Origin of the sequence: Lysobacter yananisis (assembly GCF_031199375.1) — a bacterium.
Lineage (GTDB): Bacteria > Pseudomonadota > Gammaproteobacteria > Xanthomonadales > Xanthomonadaceae > Lysobacter > Lysobacter yananisis.
The window spans coordinates 4,812,788-4,830,253 of sequence record NZ_CP133568.1 but is presented as its reverse complement, the minus strand read 5'-3'; the positions used below and the strand labels follow the sequence as shown (position 1 = coordinate 4,830,253).

Sequence of the window (17,466 nt, the reverse complement as noted above, 5' to 3'; positions counted from 1 at the left end):
GCGGCGCGGGGCCGCGAAGGTTCGCGGTCGCGGGTTGCGGCTGCGGCGCCGGCCGCATCGCGGCCGGGCCTGTGTGGGGACTGCATGAGTACGACGACAAGGTTCCGCCCGCGAGAGTAATTCAGTCCTCGCCGCAGTGCGAGCGCGATGCGGCGCGAACGCGCGCGATCGCCGTCGAGATCGCCGTCGCGAGCGTCGCCGCGGCCTGCCGCAATGCGGCTTGACCGGACATGCGGCCGTGCTAGAGTCGCGACGCGCTGGGGGAGCGCACAGCGGCGCGCATGCGACGGGCGCAGGCCGCGACCGCGCAGGCGCGTCGTCCGTTCGCTGTCGCGATGGGTTGGCTTTCATGGGAGGAAGGCGGGCATGTCGCCGGCGCCGTTGACGTTCGATCGCTATATGCGGGAGCACTACGACGCCGTTCCGGGCATGTCGTCGGCGTTCGCCGCGCAGGTGTGCGCGGCGACGATGCGGCTGCAGCGCGAACGCGGCTGGGGCGGCGACGCGGCCGAGATCGGCGCGTTCGAAGGACGTTTCCTGATCGCGCTGGCGCTGGCCCTGCAACCGGGCGAGCGGGCCCTGGCGATCGATCTCTACGACTGGCCCGACATCCACGTGGGCCTGCGCCTGCGCGAGCGCCTGGCGGGCCTGGGCCTGGCCGAGCGGGTCGACATCATCTGCGCCGACAGCCGCCGGCTCGCGCCGCAGCGCCTGGGCGGCGGCGAGGGCGGACGCGCGATCCGCTTCTTCCATATCGACGGCGACCACCAGCCGCAGTCGCTGGCGCGCGACATGGCGCTGGCGTTCGCGTGCATGGCGCCATGGGGCGTGATCTGCCTGGACGACATGCTCAGCCCGGCCTATCCCGAGCTCGGCATCGCGGTCGCCCAGGCGCTGCAGGCGAATCCGCAATGGGCGGTGTTCTGCGTCGTCGACCGCGAGGACATCGCCGCCGCGGCCAAGTTCCTGCTGTGCCGGCAGGAATATGCGCAAGCCTACGGCGAGGCGCTCGCGCGCGAGTTCGCCGACCGGGTCTGGGGCATGCAGGCGCAGTTCGCGCGGCATCGCGCGCTGGTGCTGGCGCCGCGCCCGCGGCTGACGCGCTTCAATCCCGGCGGGAGCGTCGATCCGGTTCAATGAATCGGCGTCGGCGCCGCTGCCGGTGCCTCTGCATACGCGAGCGCATGCTGTCAGGCGGCGGGCGTTCGCAACGCTGCGCCGCGCGTCGAACACCGTCCGGCCGTCGGCTCAAACCCGCCGGCCGGCGCATCGTTTCGGCGCGAAACCTTCTCGAACGACGATGAACAGGCTTGCGCGTAGGCAGCGCTGCGAACGCGCTTCGTCGTGGTCGCGCGCATCGCGCTTCGCGCGCCTTGACGACGGCTGGCAATCGTACGAGGATGCCAAACGCTGTAGCGAAGTGTGTCGTTACGCAACGCATTTAGACGCATTAGACGCATAGTCAGTCGCATAGTCGGATCTCGGCACGGAGCACTGGATGTCTGCGCAGGCGATGTTCGAACGTCGGATCATTTCATCGCACGCGCAGCCGCACCGCGGTTTCGCCAGCGCCGGGTCGCGGCGCGCAGGGCGCACCTGTCAGAACTGCCAGGAACCGCCGCAGCCTCGCCGCATCGGCGGGCACACTGAGCCGCGGCTCGTCCGCGTCGCCTCGCCTGGCTTGTCGTTCGAACCGGCCGCGAATCGCGCTGTTTCCGCTCGCGCGCAGGCCGCTCGCGCGCAGGCCGCTTGCGCGCAGGCCGCTAGCGCGACGCAAGCGCGCGCGGATGCGCCGATGCCGTCGCGCGCTGCGTCGCCGCTGCAGGCAAGCAACTCCGTTCGGCGTCACAGTTTCGGATTCCTGCGCATCCCTGCGTGCGCGGCTAGTCTTCCTGCCTCAGTCCTCGACCCGAGTTGATCGCCGCATGCGGACCGCCGGGCGCCTCGCGTCCGACGGGTCTGCGTCAGCGACGTCCGGCGCCGCGCCGGACCGGCCGAGATCGATCATCTGTCGTACCGGGAGTTTCGAAGGATGCGGAACCAGCGCTCTTACATCATCTGCACCACCATGCGCAGCGGCAGCACCATGCTCGCCAGCGGCTTGCGCGAGACCGGTGTGGCGGGGCGCCCCGACGAATACTTCGCGCCGCCGGTGCGGCTGCCGCAGGCGCAGGTGTTCGACATGGACCCGGCGCGCTATCGCGAACTGCTGCAGGAACAGCGGCTCGCCAACCCGGCCGAACGCGTGCTGCGCGAGATCGTGGACGCCGGCACCAGCGACAACGGCGTGTTCGGGGTCAAGATCCACTTCCAGCGTCCGTTCTCCGACTTCCACAACGCGGTGGAAGTGCTGCAGGAATATTTCGGCGACAAGACCGCTTCGCCGCATGAATTGTTCAGCCGCGCATTCCCACGGTTGTCCTACATCTGGCTGCGCCGCAGCGACCGGGTCGCGCAGGCGGTGTCGCTGTTCAAGGCGATCAAGAGCAGCGAGTTCGTGCGCGTGGCCGGCAGCACCGATGCGGTGATCCCGGTCGGCGCCGAGGAATTCGACTTCGCCCGGATCCGCCGCCTGGCCGACTGGCTGCAGAGCGGCGACGACGGCTGGCGCGCGTTCTTCAAGCGCCACCGGATCGAGCCGATGGTGGTCGACTACGAAGACCTCGCCGCGCATTACGAACCGACCCTGCGCTCGGTGCTGGACTACCTGGGCCTGTCCGAGCAGTGCCTGTCGATCCAAGGCACCCGCCACCGCCGCCAGGCGGACGAGATTTCCGAACAGTGGGCGGCGCGCTATCGCGAGATGCATGCGTGAGCGAAGACGCGCGCGTTCCGCCTTCCGCCAGCGATGCGCCCGCGCCCGGCCCGTTCGATGAGGCCGGCGCCGCGCCGTCGCTGGCCGACCGCTTCGACGCCCAGGCCGCGCGCACGCCCGACGCGGTCGCGCTGGTGTGCGAGGACGCGCGCGTCACCTATGCCGAACTACAGGCGCGCGCGACCGAACTGGCGCGCTGGTTGCGGCAGGCCGGGATCGGCCCGGGCTGCATCGTCGGCCTGTGTCTGCAGCGTTCGCCGCTGCTGGTGGTGGCCACGCTCGCGGTGTTGCGCGCCGGCGCGGCCTATCTGCCGATCGATCCGCGCACGCCGCAGGCGCGCATCGACTTCATGCTCGACGACTGCGGCGCGCGCCTGCTGCTGACCCAGGCCGAGCTGTGCGCGCACGCGCAGACGCCCACGCGCGACGTGCTGCGCCTGGATCTCGACGGGGAGCGGGTGCGGCGCGAAGCCGCGGCCGCGCCGTCGCACGCGTTCGAGGCCGGTGCGCTGGCCTATGTGATCTACACCTCCGGCTCGACCGGCCAACCCAAGGGCGTGCTGGTGCCGCAGGCCAACGTGACCGCGCTGTTCGACGCGGCGCAGGCGCGCTTCGGCTTCCACGGCCAGGACGTGTGGTGCCTGTTCCATTCCTACGCCTTCGATTTCTCGGTCTGGGAACTGTGGGGCGCGTTGCTGCACGGCGGCCGGCTGGTGCTGGTGCCGGCCCAGGTCGCGCGCGATTCGCAAGCCTTCTACCGACTGGTCAGCCGCGAGGGCGTCACCGTCCTCAACCAGACGCCGTCGGCGTTCGCCCAGTTCGCCGCCGCCGATCAGGCCGCGGCCCTGCCGCTGCGGCTGCGCTGGGTGATCTTCGGCGGCGAGGCGCTGCGCTTCGGCGAACTGCGCGGTTGGTTCGAGCGCCACGGCGACGCGCGGCCGCAACTGGTCAACATGTACGGCATCACCGAGACCACCGTGCACGTCACCGAGCGTGGCGTCGCCGCGGCCGAGGCACTGCAGGCACCGGCGAGCCTGATCGGCGCGGCGCTGCCGCACCTGCGCGTGCATGTCCTCGACGACGCGCTGCGGCCGGTCGCCGACGGCGAAGCCGGCGAGCTGTGCGTGTCCGGCGCCGGCCTGGCCTGGGGCTATCTCAACCGCGCCGGACTGACCGCCTCGCGCTTCGTCGCCAGCCCGTTCGCGCACGGCGAGCGGCTGTACCGCAGCGGCGACCTGGCGCGGCGCACCGCCGCGGGCGACATCGAATACCTCGGCCGCATCGACCATCAGGTCAAGCTGCGCGGCTTCCGCATCGAACTGGGCGAGATCGAGGCCGCGCTGCTGCGCCATCCCGGCGTGCGCCAGGCGGTGGTCGCCCTGCGCGAGGCCGACGGGCAGCCGAGTCTGGTCGCCTACGTGGTGCCGGAGCCGGCGCAAGCGAGCGAACGCGACGCGCGCGCCGACGAAAGCGTCGGCCAATGGCAGGCGCTGTACCAGGACACGTACCGGCCCGAACAGGACGATTGCAGCCCGAGCTTCGTCGGCTGGCACAGCAGCTACACCGGCGCGCCGATTCCCGAAGCGCAGATGCGCCAATGGCTGGACGCGACCGCGCAGCGGGTGCTCGCGGGCCGGCCGCAGCGGTTGCTGGAGATCGGCTGCGGCGTGGGCCTGGTGCTGCAACAGCTGGCGCCGCATTGCCGGCGCTACGTCGCCACCGACCTGTCGCCGACCGCGATCGCGCGGTTGCAGCGCTGGGTCGGCGCGGACGCCGGCCTGCAGCACGTGCGGCTGGCCGCGCAGCCGGCCGACGATTTCGCCGGTCTGGCCGAAGACTTCGACACCGTCGTGATCAATTCGGTGGTGCAGTATTTTCCCAGCGCCGATTACCTGCTCGACGTGCTGCGCCGGGCCAGCGAACGGGTCGTGCCGGGCGGCCGCATCTTCGTCGGCGACGTGCGCGACTACGACCTGCTCGAAGCCTTCCACGCCTCGGTGCAGTTCGCCAAGGCGGGCGAGGCGACCGGCGCGCAGCGGATGCGCGCGGCGATCGAACGCGGCATGCGCCAGGAGAAGGAACTGCTGCTGTCGCCGGCGTTCTTCCGCGCGCTGCCGCAGTGGCTGCCGGCGATCGGCGGCGTGGAGATCCTGCTCAAGCGCGGCGATGCGCGCAACGAATTGAATCAGTATCGCTACGACGTGTGGCTGCACGTCGGGCCGCGTGCGCCGCAACCGGCGGCGAGGCCGTGGCAGGCCAGCGGCGAGGACGCGCTGGCCGAGCTGGAAGCGCACCTGCGCGCGCAGCGGCCGGCGCGGCTGAGCCTGGAACTGCCCAATGCGCGCCTGCAGCCGGACTTGCAGCGGCTGGCGCTGTTGCGCGAGGCCGATCCGGCGCTGACCTGGAGCGAGCTGTGCGCGCGTGCGCCGGCCTCCACCGACGGCATCGAGCCCGAGGCCTTGTGGCAGTTGGGCGAGCGCCTGGGCTACCGGGTCGACGTCGCCGGTTCGCAGCTTCGCGCGGATCACCTTTGCGCCACGTTCGTCGATGAAAACGCGGCGGCGGCCAGGCAGGGCGAATCCGCACAGGCCGAGGCGCCCGCACCGACGCAGGCCGCCACCGATCCGCGCCGCCACGCCAACGACCCGCTCGCCGCCGCGACCCAGCACGCCTTTGTGCGCAGCCTGCGTGAGCACCTGCGCGCGATCCTGCCCGAACATATGCTGCCGGCGGCGACGCTGGCGCTGCCGGCGCTGCCGCTCACGGTCAACGGCAAGATCGATCAGGCGCGGCTGCCGGCGCCGGAGGAACGGCCCGACGTCGCCGACTACGCCGAGCCGCACACCGACCTGCAGCGGCGCCTGGCCGGCATCTTCGCCGAAGTGCTGCGGCTGGACCGGGTCGGCCTGTACGACAGCTTCTTCGAACTCGGCGGCCATTCGCTGCTGGCGATGCGGGTGGTCGCGCAGTTGCGCGCACAGCTCGGCGTCGAGCTGGCGCTGCGTGCCTTGTTCGAGCATCCGACCGTCGCCGGACTGGAGCGCGAGGTCGCCGCCGCGGCCAGCAATGCGCCCGCGGCGCCGCCGTTGCGCGCGCGCGAGCAAAGCGGGCCGGCCGAGTTGTCGTTCGCGCAGGAACGGCTGTGGTTCCTCGAACAGCTCGGCACGGTCGGCGCGGCTTACCACGTGCCGCTGGCGTTCCGCATCCGCGGCCCGCTGGCGGCGCCGGCGCTCGACGCGGCGCTGGCGCAGTTGCTGCAGCGGCACGAGATGCTGCGCACGCGTTTCGTGCTCGACGGCGAACAGCTGCGGCAGACGGTCGATCCGGCGCCGCAGGCCCTATTGGAATTCGAAGACCTCAGCGCGCTCGATCCGGCCCGCGCGCAGGCCCGCGCGGACGCGCTGCTGCAAGCCCAAGCGCATCACCGCACCGACCTGGAACGCGGCCCGCTGTTCCGCGCCCGGCTGGCGCGGCTGAGCGCGGACGAACACGTCCTGGTCCTGGCCGCGCACCACATCGCCGCCGACGGCTGGTCGCATACGGTGATGCTGGACGAACTCGGCGCGCTGTACGCCGCGCACGCGGGCGCCGCCGCCGATTCCTTGCCGCCGGCGCGGTTGCAGTACGCCGACTACGCCGCGTGGCAGCGGCAGTGGCTGCAGGAAGGGCCGCTGCTGGCGCAGCAATTGCCGTACTGGACCGCGCAGCTCGCCGGCGCGCCGGAACTGGTGGCGCTGCCGACCGACCGGCCGCGGCCGGACGTCGCCAGCTTCCGCGGCGGCATCCACCGTTTCCAACTGCCGGCCGCGCTCGCGCGGCGGCTGCCGACGTTCGCGCGCGAGCGCGGCGCCACCGCGTTCATGGTGCTGCTGGCCGGATTCCAGGCCTTGCTGGCGCGCTGGGGCGGCGGCGACGACATCGTGATCGGCACGCCCACCGCCGGCCGCACCCACCGCGATACCGAGCCGCTGGTCGGGCTGTTCATCAACACCCTGGCCCTGCGCGCGCGCGTCGATGTCCAGGCCGGTTTCGATGCATTGCTGGCGCAGGCCAAGGACACCGCGCTGGCGGCGTTCGCCCATCAGGACGTGCCGTTCGAGCGCGTGGTCGCCGAACTCAAGCCGCACCGCGATCTGTCGCGGCAGCCGCTGGTGCAGGTCATCTTCGCCCTGCAGAACACCGCGCCGGCACAGCTGAGGCTGCACGGCGCGGGGGTCGAACGCATCGACTGTCCGAGCAGCACGTCCAAGTACGACCTGACCTTGAACGTGATCGAGTCGGGCGAGCGCCTCTACGCCGAGATCGAATACGCCAGCGATCTGTTCGATCCGGCCACGATCGAGCGCCTGGCGCAGATGTACGCCACGCTGCTGGACGCGGCGATGGCCGAACCGGCGCGGCCGCTGGCGCGGCTGCGCCTGGGCGTCGCCGCGGCGTCGGCCGCGCCGGCGCAGTCGGCTCCCAACACCGTCTGCGATCTGTTCGCGGCCCAGGCCGCGCGCACGCCGCAGGCGCCGGCGCTGGAATCGCCTGCTGCGCGGCTGAGTTACGCCGAACTGGCGCGACGCTCGGATCGGATGGCGCGGCAGCTGCGCGGTCGCGGCATCGGCGCGGGCGATCTGGTCGCGGTGGCCAGCGACGGCGACGTCGCCACCTTCATCGCCTTGCTCGCCACGCTCAAGGCCGGCGCGGCGTATCTGCCGATCGATCCGCAAGCGCCCGCGCAGCGTTTGAACCACCTGCTCGAAGACGCGCGCCCGCGCCTGATCCTTGGCGATGCCGGCGCGCTCGACGGCTTGCCGCCGTCGCCCGCGCAGCGCTTGTCGTTCCAGCAAGGCGAGAGCGACGCCGACGAAGGGACGCCGTTGCCGGCGCCGGCCGCGGACGACCTGGCCTATGCGATCTACACCTCCGGTTCGACCGGAACGCCGAAGGGCGTGCTGGTCGAGCACCGCGGCCTGCGCGAGCTGGCCCTGGCGCAGATCCAGCGCTTCGCCATCGCGCCGCACAGCCGGGTGCTGCAGTTCGCCTCGCTCGGCTTCGACGCTTCGGTCTCGGAAGTCTTCACCGCCTGGTGCAGCGGCGCCTGCCTGTGCCTGCCCGGCGGCGGACGCCTGCTGGCCGGCGACGAACTGGCCGCGACCCTGCGCGAGCGCGCGATCACCCATGTGACCTTGCCGCCGAGCGTGGTGCCCGGCCTGGTCGAGGCCGGCGGCGCGGCCACGCTGCAGACCCTGGTGGTGGCCGGCGAAGCCTGCCCCGCGGCGATCGTGCGCAGCTGGCCCGAGCCGGTGCGCTTTATCAACGCCTACGGCCCGACCGAGGCCACGGTCTGCGCCACCACCCACGACTGCGACCGCGCCGATCCGCGCGATCCGCCGGTCGGCCGGGCGCTGGCGCACGCGCCGGTGTACGTGCTCGACGAGGCGCTGCAACCGGTGCCGGCCGGCGTGGTCGGCGAAATCTTCATCGGCGGCAGCGGCGTGGCGCGCGGTTATCGCGGACGCGCCGCGCTGACCGCCGAACGTTTTCTCGCCGATCCCTTCGCCGGCGCCGGCGCGCGCATGTACCGCACCGGCGACCGCGGCCGCCTGCGCGCCGACGGCGCGCTCGAATTCCTCGGCCGCCTCGACCGCCAGATCAAGGTCCGCGGCTATCGGATCGAGCCGGGCGAAATCGAAGCGGCCTTGCTGCGCGACGAGCGCATCGCCCAGGCCCATGTGCTGGCCCAGGGCGAACTCGACGGCCGCAGCTTGGCGGCGTATGCGGTGGCCGCGCCGGGACGCACGCTCGATGCCGACGACGCGCTGGCGGCGCTGCGCGCGCGGCTGCCGGCGCACCTGGTGCCGTCGACGCTGGTGGTGCTGGAGCGCTTCCCGCTGACCGCGCACGGCAAGATCGATCCGGCCGCGTTGCCGCGGGCCGGCGCCGCCGCGACCGACGGCCGCGTCCACGTCGCCCCGCGTACTCCGACCGAGCAATTGCTGGCCGCGATCTGGCGCGAAGTGCTCGGCTGCCGCGCGCCCGGCGTGCACGACCGTTTCTTCGACCTCGGCGGCCATTCGCTGCTGGCCACGCGCGCGGTCGGCCGCATCCGCCGCGCCGCCGGCGTCGAGCTGAGCCTGCGCGAATTCTTCGCCGCCGCCACCCTGGAAGATCTGGCGCGCAGCGTCGACGCCGCGCGCGGGCGCGCCGCGCCGGCGGCGGCGCCGCTGCTGCCGGTGCCGCGCGCGCCGCGCCTGCCGCTGTCGCCGGCGCAGCGCGGCCTGTGGACCGCGGACCGGCTCGGCGCGGCCGGCGCCGCCTACAACATGCCGCTCGCGTTGCGCGCGAGCGCGCGCATCGACGTGGAGGCGTTGCGGCGCGCGCTGGACGAACTCGAACGCCGCCACGAAAGCCTGCGCACCGCCTTCCTCAGCGACGCCGACGGCCCGTACGCCGCGATCCAGCCGGCCCAGGCCGTGGCCCTGGAACTGCACGATCTGAGCGCGCTGGCGCCGGCCGACCGCGAAGCGCAGGCCGCGCGCCTGCGCGAGCGCGACATGCGCCGCCGCTTCGATCTCGGCGCCGGCCGGCTGCTGCGCGCGAGCCTGCTGCGGCTGGGCGACGACGATCATCGCTTGACCCTGACCACCCACCACATCGCCGCCGACGGCTGGTCGGTGGCGCTGCTGGCCGATGAACTGCGCGCGCTGTACGCGGCCTTCGCCGCCAGCGGCGCCTCGCCGCTGGACGAACCGCCGCTGCAGCACACGGACTACGACGCCTGGCAGCGCGCGCGCGTGGACGAAAGCGCGTTGGACCGGCTGGCGCAACGCGCTGGCGAACGCCTGCTCGGCGCGCCGACGGTGCTGTCGTTGCCGAGCGACCGCGCGCGTCCGCCGGCGCAGTCCTACCGCGGTGCGCTGCATCGCTTCGTGCTGCCCGATGCGCTGCATCACCGGTTGCTGGAGCTCGGCGCGCAACGCGGCGCGACCTTGTACATGACCTTGCTGGCCGGCTTCGGCGCGTTGCTGTCCAGGCTGTCGGGCGCCAGCGACCTGCTGCTTGCCTCGCCGCTGGCGACGCGCGCTGAACCGGGCCTGGAGCGCGTGGTCGGCCCGTTGCTGAACACCGCGGTGTTGCGCCTGGACGTGCGCGACGACCCGAGCTTCGCCGAACTGCTCGCGCGCGCCCGCGCCGCGACTCTCGACGCCCACGACGACCAGGACCTGCCGTTCGAGCGCCTGCTCGCGCAACTGCGTCCGGCCCGCGATCTGTCCCGCCAGCCGCTGGCCCAGGCGCTGTTCTCGCTGCAGAACTATCCCGCCGCGCAGGACCGGGGCAGCGCGCTGTGGCAGCGCGAGCACAGCCCGTGGAGCCACGCCAAGTACGACCTGTCGCTGTACGTGGAAGAGACCGCGCAGGGTCTGGCCTGCGAATGCGAATACGCCACCGACCTGTTCGACGCCGCCACGATCGAGCGTTGGTGCGCGCAATGGACCAGCCTGCTCGCCGGCGCGGCCGCCGATCCGGACACCCGCGCCAGCCGCCTGCCGCTGCTCGACGCGGACGAGCGCCAGCGCCTGTTGGTGGACTGCAACGACACCGCGCGCAGCGGCTACGACCGCGTTTCGATCCCGGCGCTGGTCGCCGAACAGGCGCGGCTGCGGCCGCAGGCCGTCGCGGTCGGCTGCGGCGGGCGCACGCTGAGTTACGCCGAACTCGACCGGCGCAGCAGCGCGCTGGCGCGCCGCCTGCGCCGCGCCGGCGCGGGCCCCGGCGAACGGGTCGGGCTGTGCCTGGAGCGTTCGGTCGAGCTCAGCGTCGCCTTGCTGGCGGTGCTCAAGTCCGGCGCGGCCTACGTGCCGCTGGACCCGGCCTATCCGCAGCAGCGCCTGGATTACATGGTCGCCGACAGCGGCCTGGGCTGGGCGCTGTGCGACCGCGCCAACGCCGCGCGATTGGCCGGATCGCTCGCGCCGGAGCGGGCGCTCGCGGTCGAGGACGGCGACGAAGGCGCGGCCGATGCGTTCGCCGACGAGGCGCGCGAATTCGATCGCAGCGCCGACGCGCTCGCCTATGTCATCTACACCTCCGGCAGCACCGGCCGGCCCAAGGGCTGTGCGATCGCCGACCGCGGCCTGCTCAATCTGCTGCACTCGCTGGCCGACCGCTTCGGCGTCGGTCCGGACGACACCTTGTTGGCGGTGACGCCTTACAGCTTCGACATCGCCGGCCTGGAATTGCTGATGCCGCTGCTGCGCGGCGCGCGCGTGCAGATCGCCGAGGCCGCGGAACTGCGCGATGCGCAGCGCCTGGCGCGTAGCATCCGCGAACTGCGCCCGACCCTGATGCAGGCGACGCCGGCGACCTGGCAGATGCTGTTGCGCGCCGGCTGGCGCAACGACAGCGGCATGCAGGTGCTGTGCGGCGGCGAAGCCCTGCCCGAAGCGCTGCGCGCGGCGCTGGCGCAGGGCGCGGACGCGTGGAATTTGTACGGCCCGACCGAGACCACGATCTGGTCGACGCTGGATGCGATCGCGGCGGATTCGCCGTCGGCCGGCGGCGGCTCCTGCATCGGTCGGCCGCTCGCCAACACCCGCGTCTACGTGCTGGACGCGGCGATGGCGCCGGTGCCGGTCGGCATGGAAGGCGACCTCTACATCGGCGGCGACGGCGTCGCCCGCGGTTATTGGAACCGGCCGGCGCTGACCGCGCAGAGTTTCATCGCCGATCCGTTCTCAGCCGGCGGCACGATCTACCGCACCGGCGATCGCGCCCGCTGGCGCGCCGACGGGCGCCTGGACTATCTCGGCCGCGCCGATGCGCAGATCAAGCTGCGCGGCTTCCGCATCGAGCTCGGCGAAATCGAGGCGGCGCTGGCGCGGCATCCGGCGGTGGACCTGTGCGCCTGCGCGGTGAGCCGCGAAGGCGAAGCGCAGCTCGTCGCCGCCTGCGTGCCCGCGGCCGGCGCGGCGCTGCCGTCGCGGCGCGAGTTGCAGGACTATCTGCGCGCGAGCCTGCCGGAGCACATGATTCCGGTGGCCTTCGTCGCGGTCGCGGGATTGCCGCTGACCGCCAACGGCAAGGTCGATCGCGTCGCCGTCGCCGCCTTGCGCGCGGCCGAACCGGCGCCGACGCCGCGCTCGCCGCAGCCGGCGGCCGGGCAGGGCGACGATCCGTTGCCGCGCCTGCTGGCGCTGTGGCGCGAAACGCTCGGTCGCGACGACGTCGATATCGACGAAGGATTCTTCGAGCAAGGCGGGACGTCGTTGCTGGCGGTGACCCTGGCCGAGCGCATCGCCGCCGAGCTGCAGCCGGGTTTCGAGGTCACCTCGCTGTTCGAATTCGGATCGATCTCGCGCGTCGCCCGCCATCTGCGAGCGCAGGCGTCGGCCGCGAACGCGAATGCGGATGCGCCGATGCCCGCGAGCGCCGAACCGGCGCTGCAAACTCCGGTGGCCGCGCCCGCGGCCGCGAGCGAACCGGCGATCCCGGCCTACTACGACGACGCCGTCGCCATCGTCGGCATGTCCTGCGCGTTCCCCGGCGCGCGCGACCACGACGAGTTCTGGGACAACCTGCTGCAGGGCCGGGAAAGTATCGAACGCATTCCGGACGCGGAACTGCGCGAACTCGGCGTGTCCGCCGATATGATGGCCGATCCGGCCTACGTGCCGGTGCGCTCGGACCTGGCCGGACGCGATCTGTTCGACGCCGACTTCTTCAACGTGTCCGAGCGCGATGCGCAGTTGATGGACCCGCAGCTGCGCCTGCTGCTGATGCACGCCTGGCGGGCGATCGAGGACGCGGGCTACCGCGCCGGCGATCTCGCCGACACCGCGGTGTTCGCCACCGCCAGCAACAGCGCCTATCACGCCCGCCTGCTGGCCTCGGCGCCGGCTTCGGCGCAGAGCATCGAGCAGTACGTGGGCTGGATCATGGCCCAGAACGGCACCCTGCCTGCGGTGATCTCGCACAAGCTGGGCCTGCGCGGTCCGAGCCTGTTCGTGCATTCCAATTGCTCGTCGTCGCTGACTGCGCTGGACCTGGCGCGGCGTCGCCTGTTGGAAGGCGAGTGGCGCCACGCCCTGGTCGCGGCCGCGCGCGTGGCCAGCTTCGAGGGCGCCGGCTACGTCCACCAGGACGGGATGAATTTCTCCAGCGACGGCCGCCTGCGCGCGTTCGACGCGGCCGCCGACGGCGCGGTCGGCGGCGAGGGCGTGGCGGTGCTGCTGCTCAAGCGCGCGCGCGACGCCGTCGCCGACGGCGACCATGTCTACGCGCTGCTGCGCGCCAGCGCCGCCAACAACGACGGCGGCGAAAGCGCCGGTTTCTATGCGCCCAGCGTCGCCGGGCAACGCGCGGCGATCGAGCGCGCGCTGGCCGCGGCGCGCATCGATCCGGCCTCGATCGGCTATGTCGAAGCGCACGGCACCGGCACGCCGCTGGGCGATCCGATCGAAGTCGCGGCGCTGTCGCAGGCCTACGGACGCCACACCCAGGCGCGCCAGTTCTGCGGCATCGGCTCGGTCAAGACCAACATCGGCCACCTCGACACCGCGGCCGGGATGGCCGGTTGCATCAAGGCCGCGCTGAGCCTGTCGCGCGGGACGATCCCGGCGACCTTGCATTTCCGCACGCCCAATCCCGCGCTCAAGCTCGAACAGTCGCCGTTCTTCGTGGTCGACAAGGCGCAGCCGTGGCAGGGCGCGCGACCGTACCGGGCGGCGGTCAGCTCGATGGGCGTCGGCGGCAGCAACGCGCACGCGATCCTGGAAGAGTGCGCGGCGGTCGATGGCGGCGACGCGTTCGCGCCGGGCCCGTGGCTGTTCCCGCTGTCGGCCCGCGATCCGGACACCCTGCGCGCGATGGCCCGGCGCCTGCTCGATTTCCTCGCTGGTGCGCCTTCGCTGCCGCGGCTGGCCTACACCCTGCAGACCGGGCGCGAGCCGATGCCGTACCGGCTGGCGATCCTCGCCGCCGATGCGCAGCAGTTGCAGGCCGGGCTGCGCGGCTGGCTGCGAGGCGCGAATGTCGCCGGCGTGCACAGCGGCCAGGCCGCTCGCGCGGCGGCCGGCGCGACGCGCGAGGCCGCGGCGACGGTCGATCCCGCCGACGCAGAACTGCAGGCCGCGCTGGCGCGTTGGGCCGCGCAAGGCCGCTACGAACAACTCGCGGCGCTGTGGGTCGGCGGATTCGCGTTCGACTGGCGGGCGCTGTACCCGGCCGGCGCGCCGCGCCGGATCAGCGCGCCGGCCTATCCGTTCAATCCGCGCCGGTTCTGGCTCGATCCGGCCAGCGCGCCGGTCGCCGCCGTCGCGGCGCCGGCCGCGCCGAGCGCCGCACCCGCGGACAGCGCGGCTTCGGTGCGGCTGTTCGCCGAACGCTGGGACCGCGTCGCCGAAGCGGGCGCGCGCTGGCCCCATCGCCGGCATCTGGTGTTGTGCGATTTTCCGCCGGATTCGCCGCTGCTGCGAGCCATCGACGCGCGGGCGGATGGCGACACCGCCGTGCATGTGCTGGCGCGCAGCGGCGCCGGGATCGGCCAGCGCTTCGCCGCGCATGCCACGGCCCTGATCGAGTTGTTGCGCGAAGCCGCGGCGGCCGCTCCGGCCTTGCTGCAACTGGTGGCCCCCGGCGACGACGATGGTGCGTTGTGCGCCGGGTTGGCGCCGTTGCTGCTCAGCGCCAAGCGCGAATACGACCGGCTCGAAGTGCAGACGATCCGCCTGGACGCGCACGCCGCGCCGGACGATGCAGCCACGCGCCTGCTCGATCCGTCGCCGTTCGCGGCGCGGCAGCTTCGCGACATCGACGGCGCAGCGCATGCGCGCCGCTTCGTCGCCTTGCCCGCGCTCGCCGACGCGGCCGCGCCGTGGCGCGACGGCGGCCGCTATCTGATCGTCGGCGGCGGCGGCCGGCTCGGCCTGTTGCTCGCCCGCGCTATGGCCGCCGATCTGCGCAGCGGCGTCGTCGTATTGGCGGGCCGCAGCGAGCCCACGCCGGCGCTGGCCGCCGAAGTGGCGACGCTGCAGTCGGCCGGACTGCGGGTGGAATACGTCCGCGCCGATATCGCCGATGAGCGCCAGGCGCAGGCCTTGCTGCATGGGGTTCGCGCGCGCCACGGCGGGATCGACGGGATCGTGCACGCAGCCGGCGTACTCGACGACGGCTACCTCGCGCGCAAGCGCGCGGCGCAGGCGCTGGGCGTGCTCGCGCCCAAGGTCGCGGGGCTGGACCACCTCGACCGCGCCCACGGCGCGGCGCCGCTGGAGTTCCTGATCTGCTTCGGCTCCATCGGCGGCGCGCTCGGCAGCGCCGGCCAGGGCGACTATGCCGCCGCCAACGGTTTCATGCGCGCGTTCGCCGCGTTGCGCAACGCCCGCGCCGGTCGCGGCGAGCGCCAGGGGCGGACGCTGTGCATCGATTGGCCGTACTGGCGCGACGGCGGCATGCGCTTGTCGGCGCAGGCCGAAACCGAGCTGGCCCAGGCCGGGCTGGCGCCGCTGCAGGCGCAGCAGGGTGTGTCGGCGCTGCGCCGGGCTTGGGCCAGCGGCGAGTCCTGCGTAACGGTGCTGGCCGGCGAAGATCGCGCGCTCGACGAATTGCTGGGTTCGTTCGAACGCCGCGAACCGGTCGCCGCAGCGGATCTTCAAGCGCCGGAGCGTGCCGCGGAGGAACCGATCGCTCGCGCCGATCTTTCCGCGCGCGTCCTGCAGCGCCTGATCGGCGTGTTCGCCGAGGTGTCGAAGATCGCGCCGGCGCGGATCGATCCGCAGCAAGCGCTGGAAGCGTTCAGCATCGACTCGATCATGATCGCCCAGCTCAACCAGCGTCTGGCCGGCGCGTTCCCGGGGCTGTCGAAGACCCTGTTCTACCAGTTCCGCAACCTGGCAGAGATCGGCGCCCACCTCGTCGCCGAACAGGCCCAGGCCTGCGCGCGCTGGGCCGGCGCGGACGAGGGCGGCGCGAGCGGGCAGGCGCAGGCGCCACGCGAGCGCACCGTCGCCGCGGCCGCGCCAGCGAACGTGCGCCGCGCGCCGTCGCCGTCGCCGTCGCCGTCGCCGTCGCCGTCGCGCGAGCCTATCGCCATCGTCGGACTCGCCGGTCGCTATCCCGATGCGCGCGATCTCGACCAGTTCTGGCGCAACCTGCGCGCAGGCCGCGACAGCATCGCCCCGATTCCGGCGCAGCGCTGGCCGCTGGAGGGGTTCTTCTGCGAAGACCCCGAGCGCGCCGTCGCCAGCCGCATGAGCTACAGCAAGTGGGGCGGGTTCCTCGACGGCTTCGCCGAGTTCGATCCGCTGTTCTTCGGCATCGCGCCGGCGCAGGCGTTGGACATGGACCCGCAGGAGCGTCTGTTCCTGCAGGCCTGCTGGCAGGCGCTGGAAGACAGCAACCACACCCGCGACAGCCTGGCGCGACGCTATGGCGGCCGCGTCGGCGTGTTCGCCGGCATCACCAAAACCGGTTTCGAGCTGCACGGCCGCGACCTGGCCGAGCGCGGCGATCCGGCCACGCCGTACACCAGCTTCGGCTCGGTCGCCAACCGCGTGTCTTATCTGCTCGACCTCAACGGCCCGAGCTTCCCGATCGACACCATGTGCTCGGCGTCGCTGACCGCGATCCACGAAGCCTGCGAACACCTGCTGCGCGGCGAATGCGAACTGGCCCTGGCCGGCGGGGTGAATCTCTACCTGCATCCGTCGACCTATGTCGGCCTGTGTTCGCAGCGCATGCTCTCCACCGACGGCCGTTGCCGCAGTTTCGGCGCCGACGCCACCGGCTTCGTTCCGGGCGAGGGCGTCGGCGTGGTCGTGCTGAAGCCGCTGTCGGCGGCCGAGCGCGACGGCGACCGCATCCACGGCGTGGTGCTCGCCTCGGGCATCAACCACGGCGGACGCACCCACGGCTACACCGTGCCCAATCCGCGCGCGCAGCGCGATCTGGTCCGCGACACCCTGGCGCGCGCCGGCATCGGCGCGGACGAGATCGGTTGCGTGGAGGCGCACGGCACCGGCACCGCGATGGGCGATCCGATCGAGATCGAAGGCCTGTCCCAGGCGTTTGCGGCGACCACCGCCGACACGGGGTTCTGTTCGCTGGGCTCAGTCAAATCCAACATCGGCCATCTGGAAGCGGCCGCCGGCGTGGCCGGCCTGACCAAGGTGCTGCTGCAGTTCCGCCATGGCGAGCTCGCGCCGACGCTGCACTGCGAGCGACCCAATCCGAATATCGATCTGAACGCCACGCCGTTCGTGCTGCAGCAGCGCGCCGAGCCGTGGACGCGGCGGCTACGCGGCGACGGTTCGCAGATTGCGCGCACGGCGACGGTGTCCTCGTTCGGCGCGGGCGGCGCCAACGCGTTCGTGGTCGTGCAGGAGTATCCGCAGGCGCCGGCCGTCGTTGCGGATACCGGCGCGCCGGCGTTGCTGGTGTTGTCGGCGCGGCGCGCCGACCGCCTGGCCGTGTACGCGCGGCGACTGGCCGATGCGCTCGAGCGCGGCGGGCCGGAGCGCGCGGATCTGGCAGCTGTCGCCGCGACCCTGCAACTGGGGCGCGAAGCGATGGAGCATCGCGTGGGATTCATCGCCACGTCGCCGGCGGAGGCCATCGCGATCTTGCGCCGGTTCGCCGACGGCGCCGCGTCGGCCGATGCGATCCAC

General features: G+C 72.7%; 3 protein-coding genes (1 of these 3 running past the window's edge). All 3 read left to right on the top strand.

Annotated elements, in window-relative coordinates; genetic code table 11:
• Window positions 1-366: 366 nt before the first annotated feature.
• Window positions 367-1,140, top strand: a complete 774-nt coding sequence (locus tag RDV84_RS19895; RefSeq protein WP_309151346.1) for a class I SAM-dependent methyltransferase — start codon at window positions 367-369, stop codon at window positions 1,138-1,140.
• An 892-nt stretch (window positions 1,141-2,032) separates the two neighbouring features.
• The gene (locus RDV84_RS19890) at window positions 2,033-2,815 is read left to right on the top strand and encodes a Stf0 family sulfotransferase (RefSeq protein WP_309151345.1); all 783 of its coding nucleotides are present in this window, start codon (window positions 2,033-2,035) and stop codon (window positions 2,813-2,815) included.
• A protein-coding gene (locus RDV84_RS19885) for a non-ribosomal peptide synthetase (RefSeq protein WP_309151344.1) crosses the window boundary here: on the top strand, window positions 2,812-17,466 show its 5' portion. It continues 4,317 nt past the right edge of the window; only the first 14,655 of its 18,972 coding nucleotides appear in the window; its start codon is at window positions 2,812-2,814; its stop codon lies off the right edge, out of view. The genes RDV84_RS19890 and RDV84_RS19885 overlap by 4 nt, the downstream gene beginning before the upstream one ends.

What these genes read in the sequence shown, in the direction of transcription:
- RDV84_RS19895 (WP_309151346.1), top strand. Translation starts at nt 367, where the DNA reads ATGTCGCCGGCGCCGTTGACGTTCGATCGCTATATGCGGGAGCACTAC.
- RDV84_RS19890 (WP_309151345.1), top strand. Translation starts at nt 2,033, where the DNA reads ATGCGGAACCAGCGCTCTTACATCATCTGCACCACCATGCGCAGCGGC.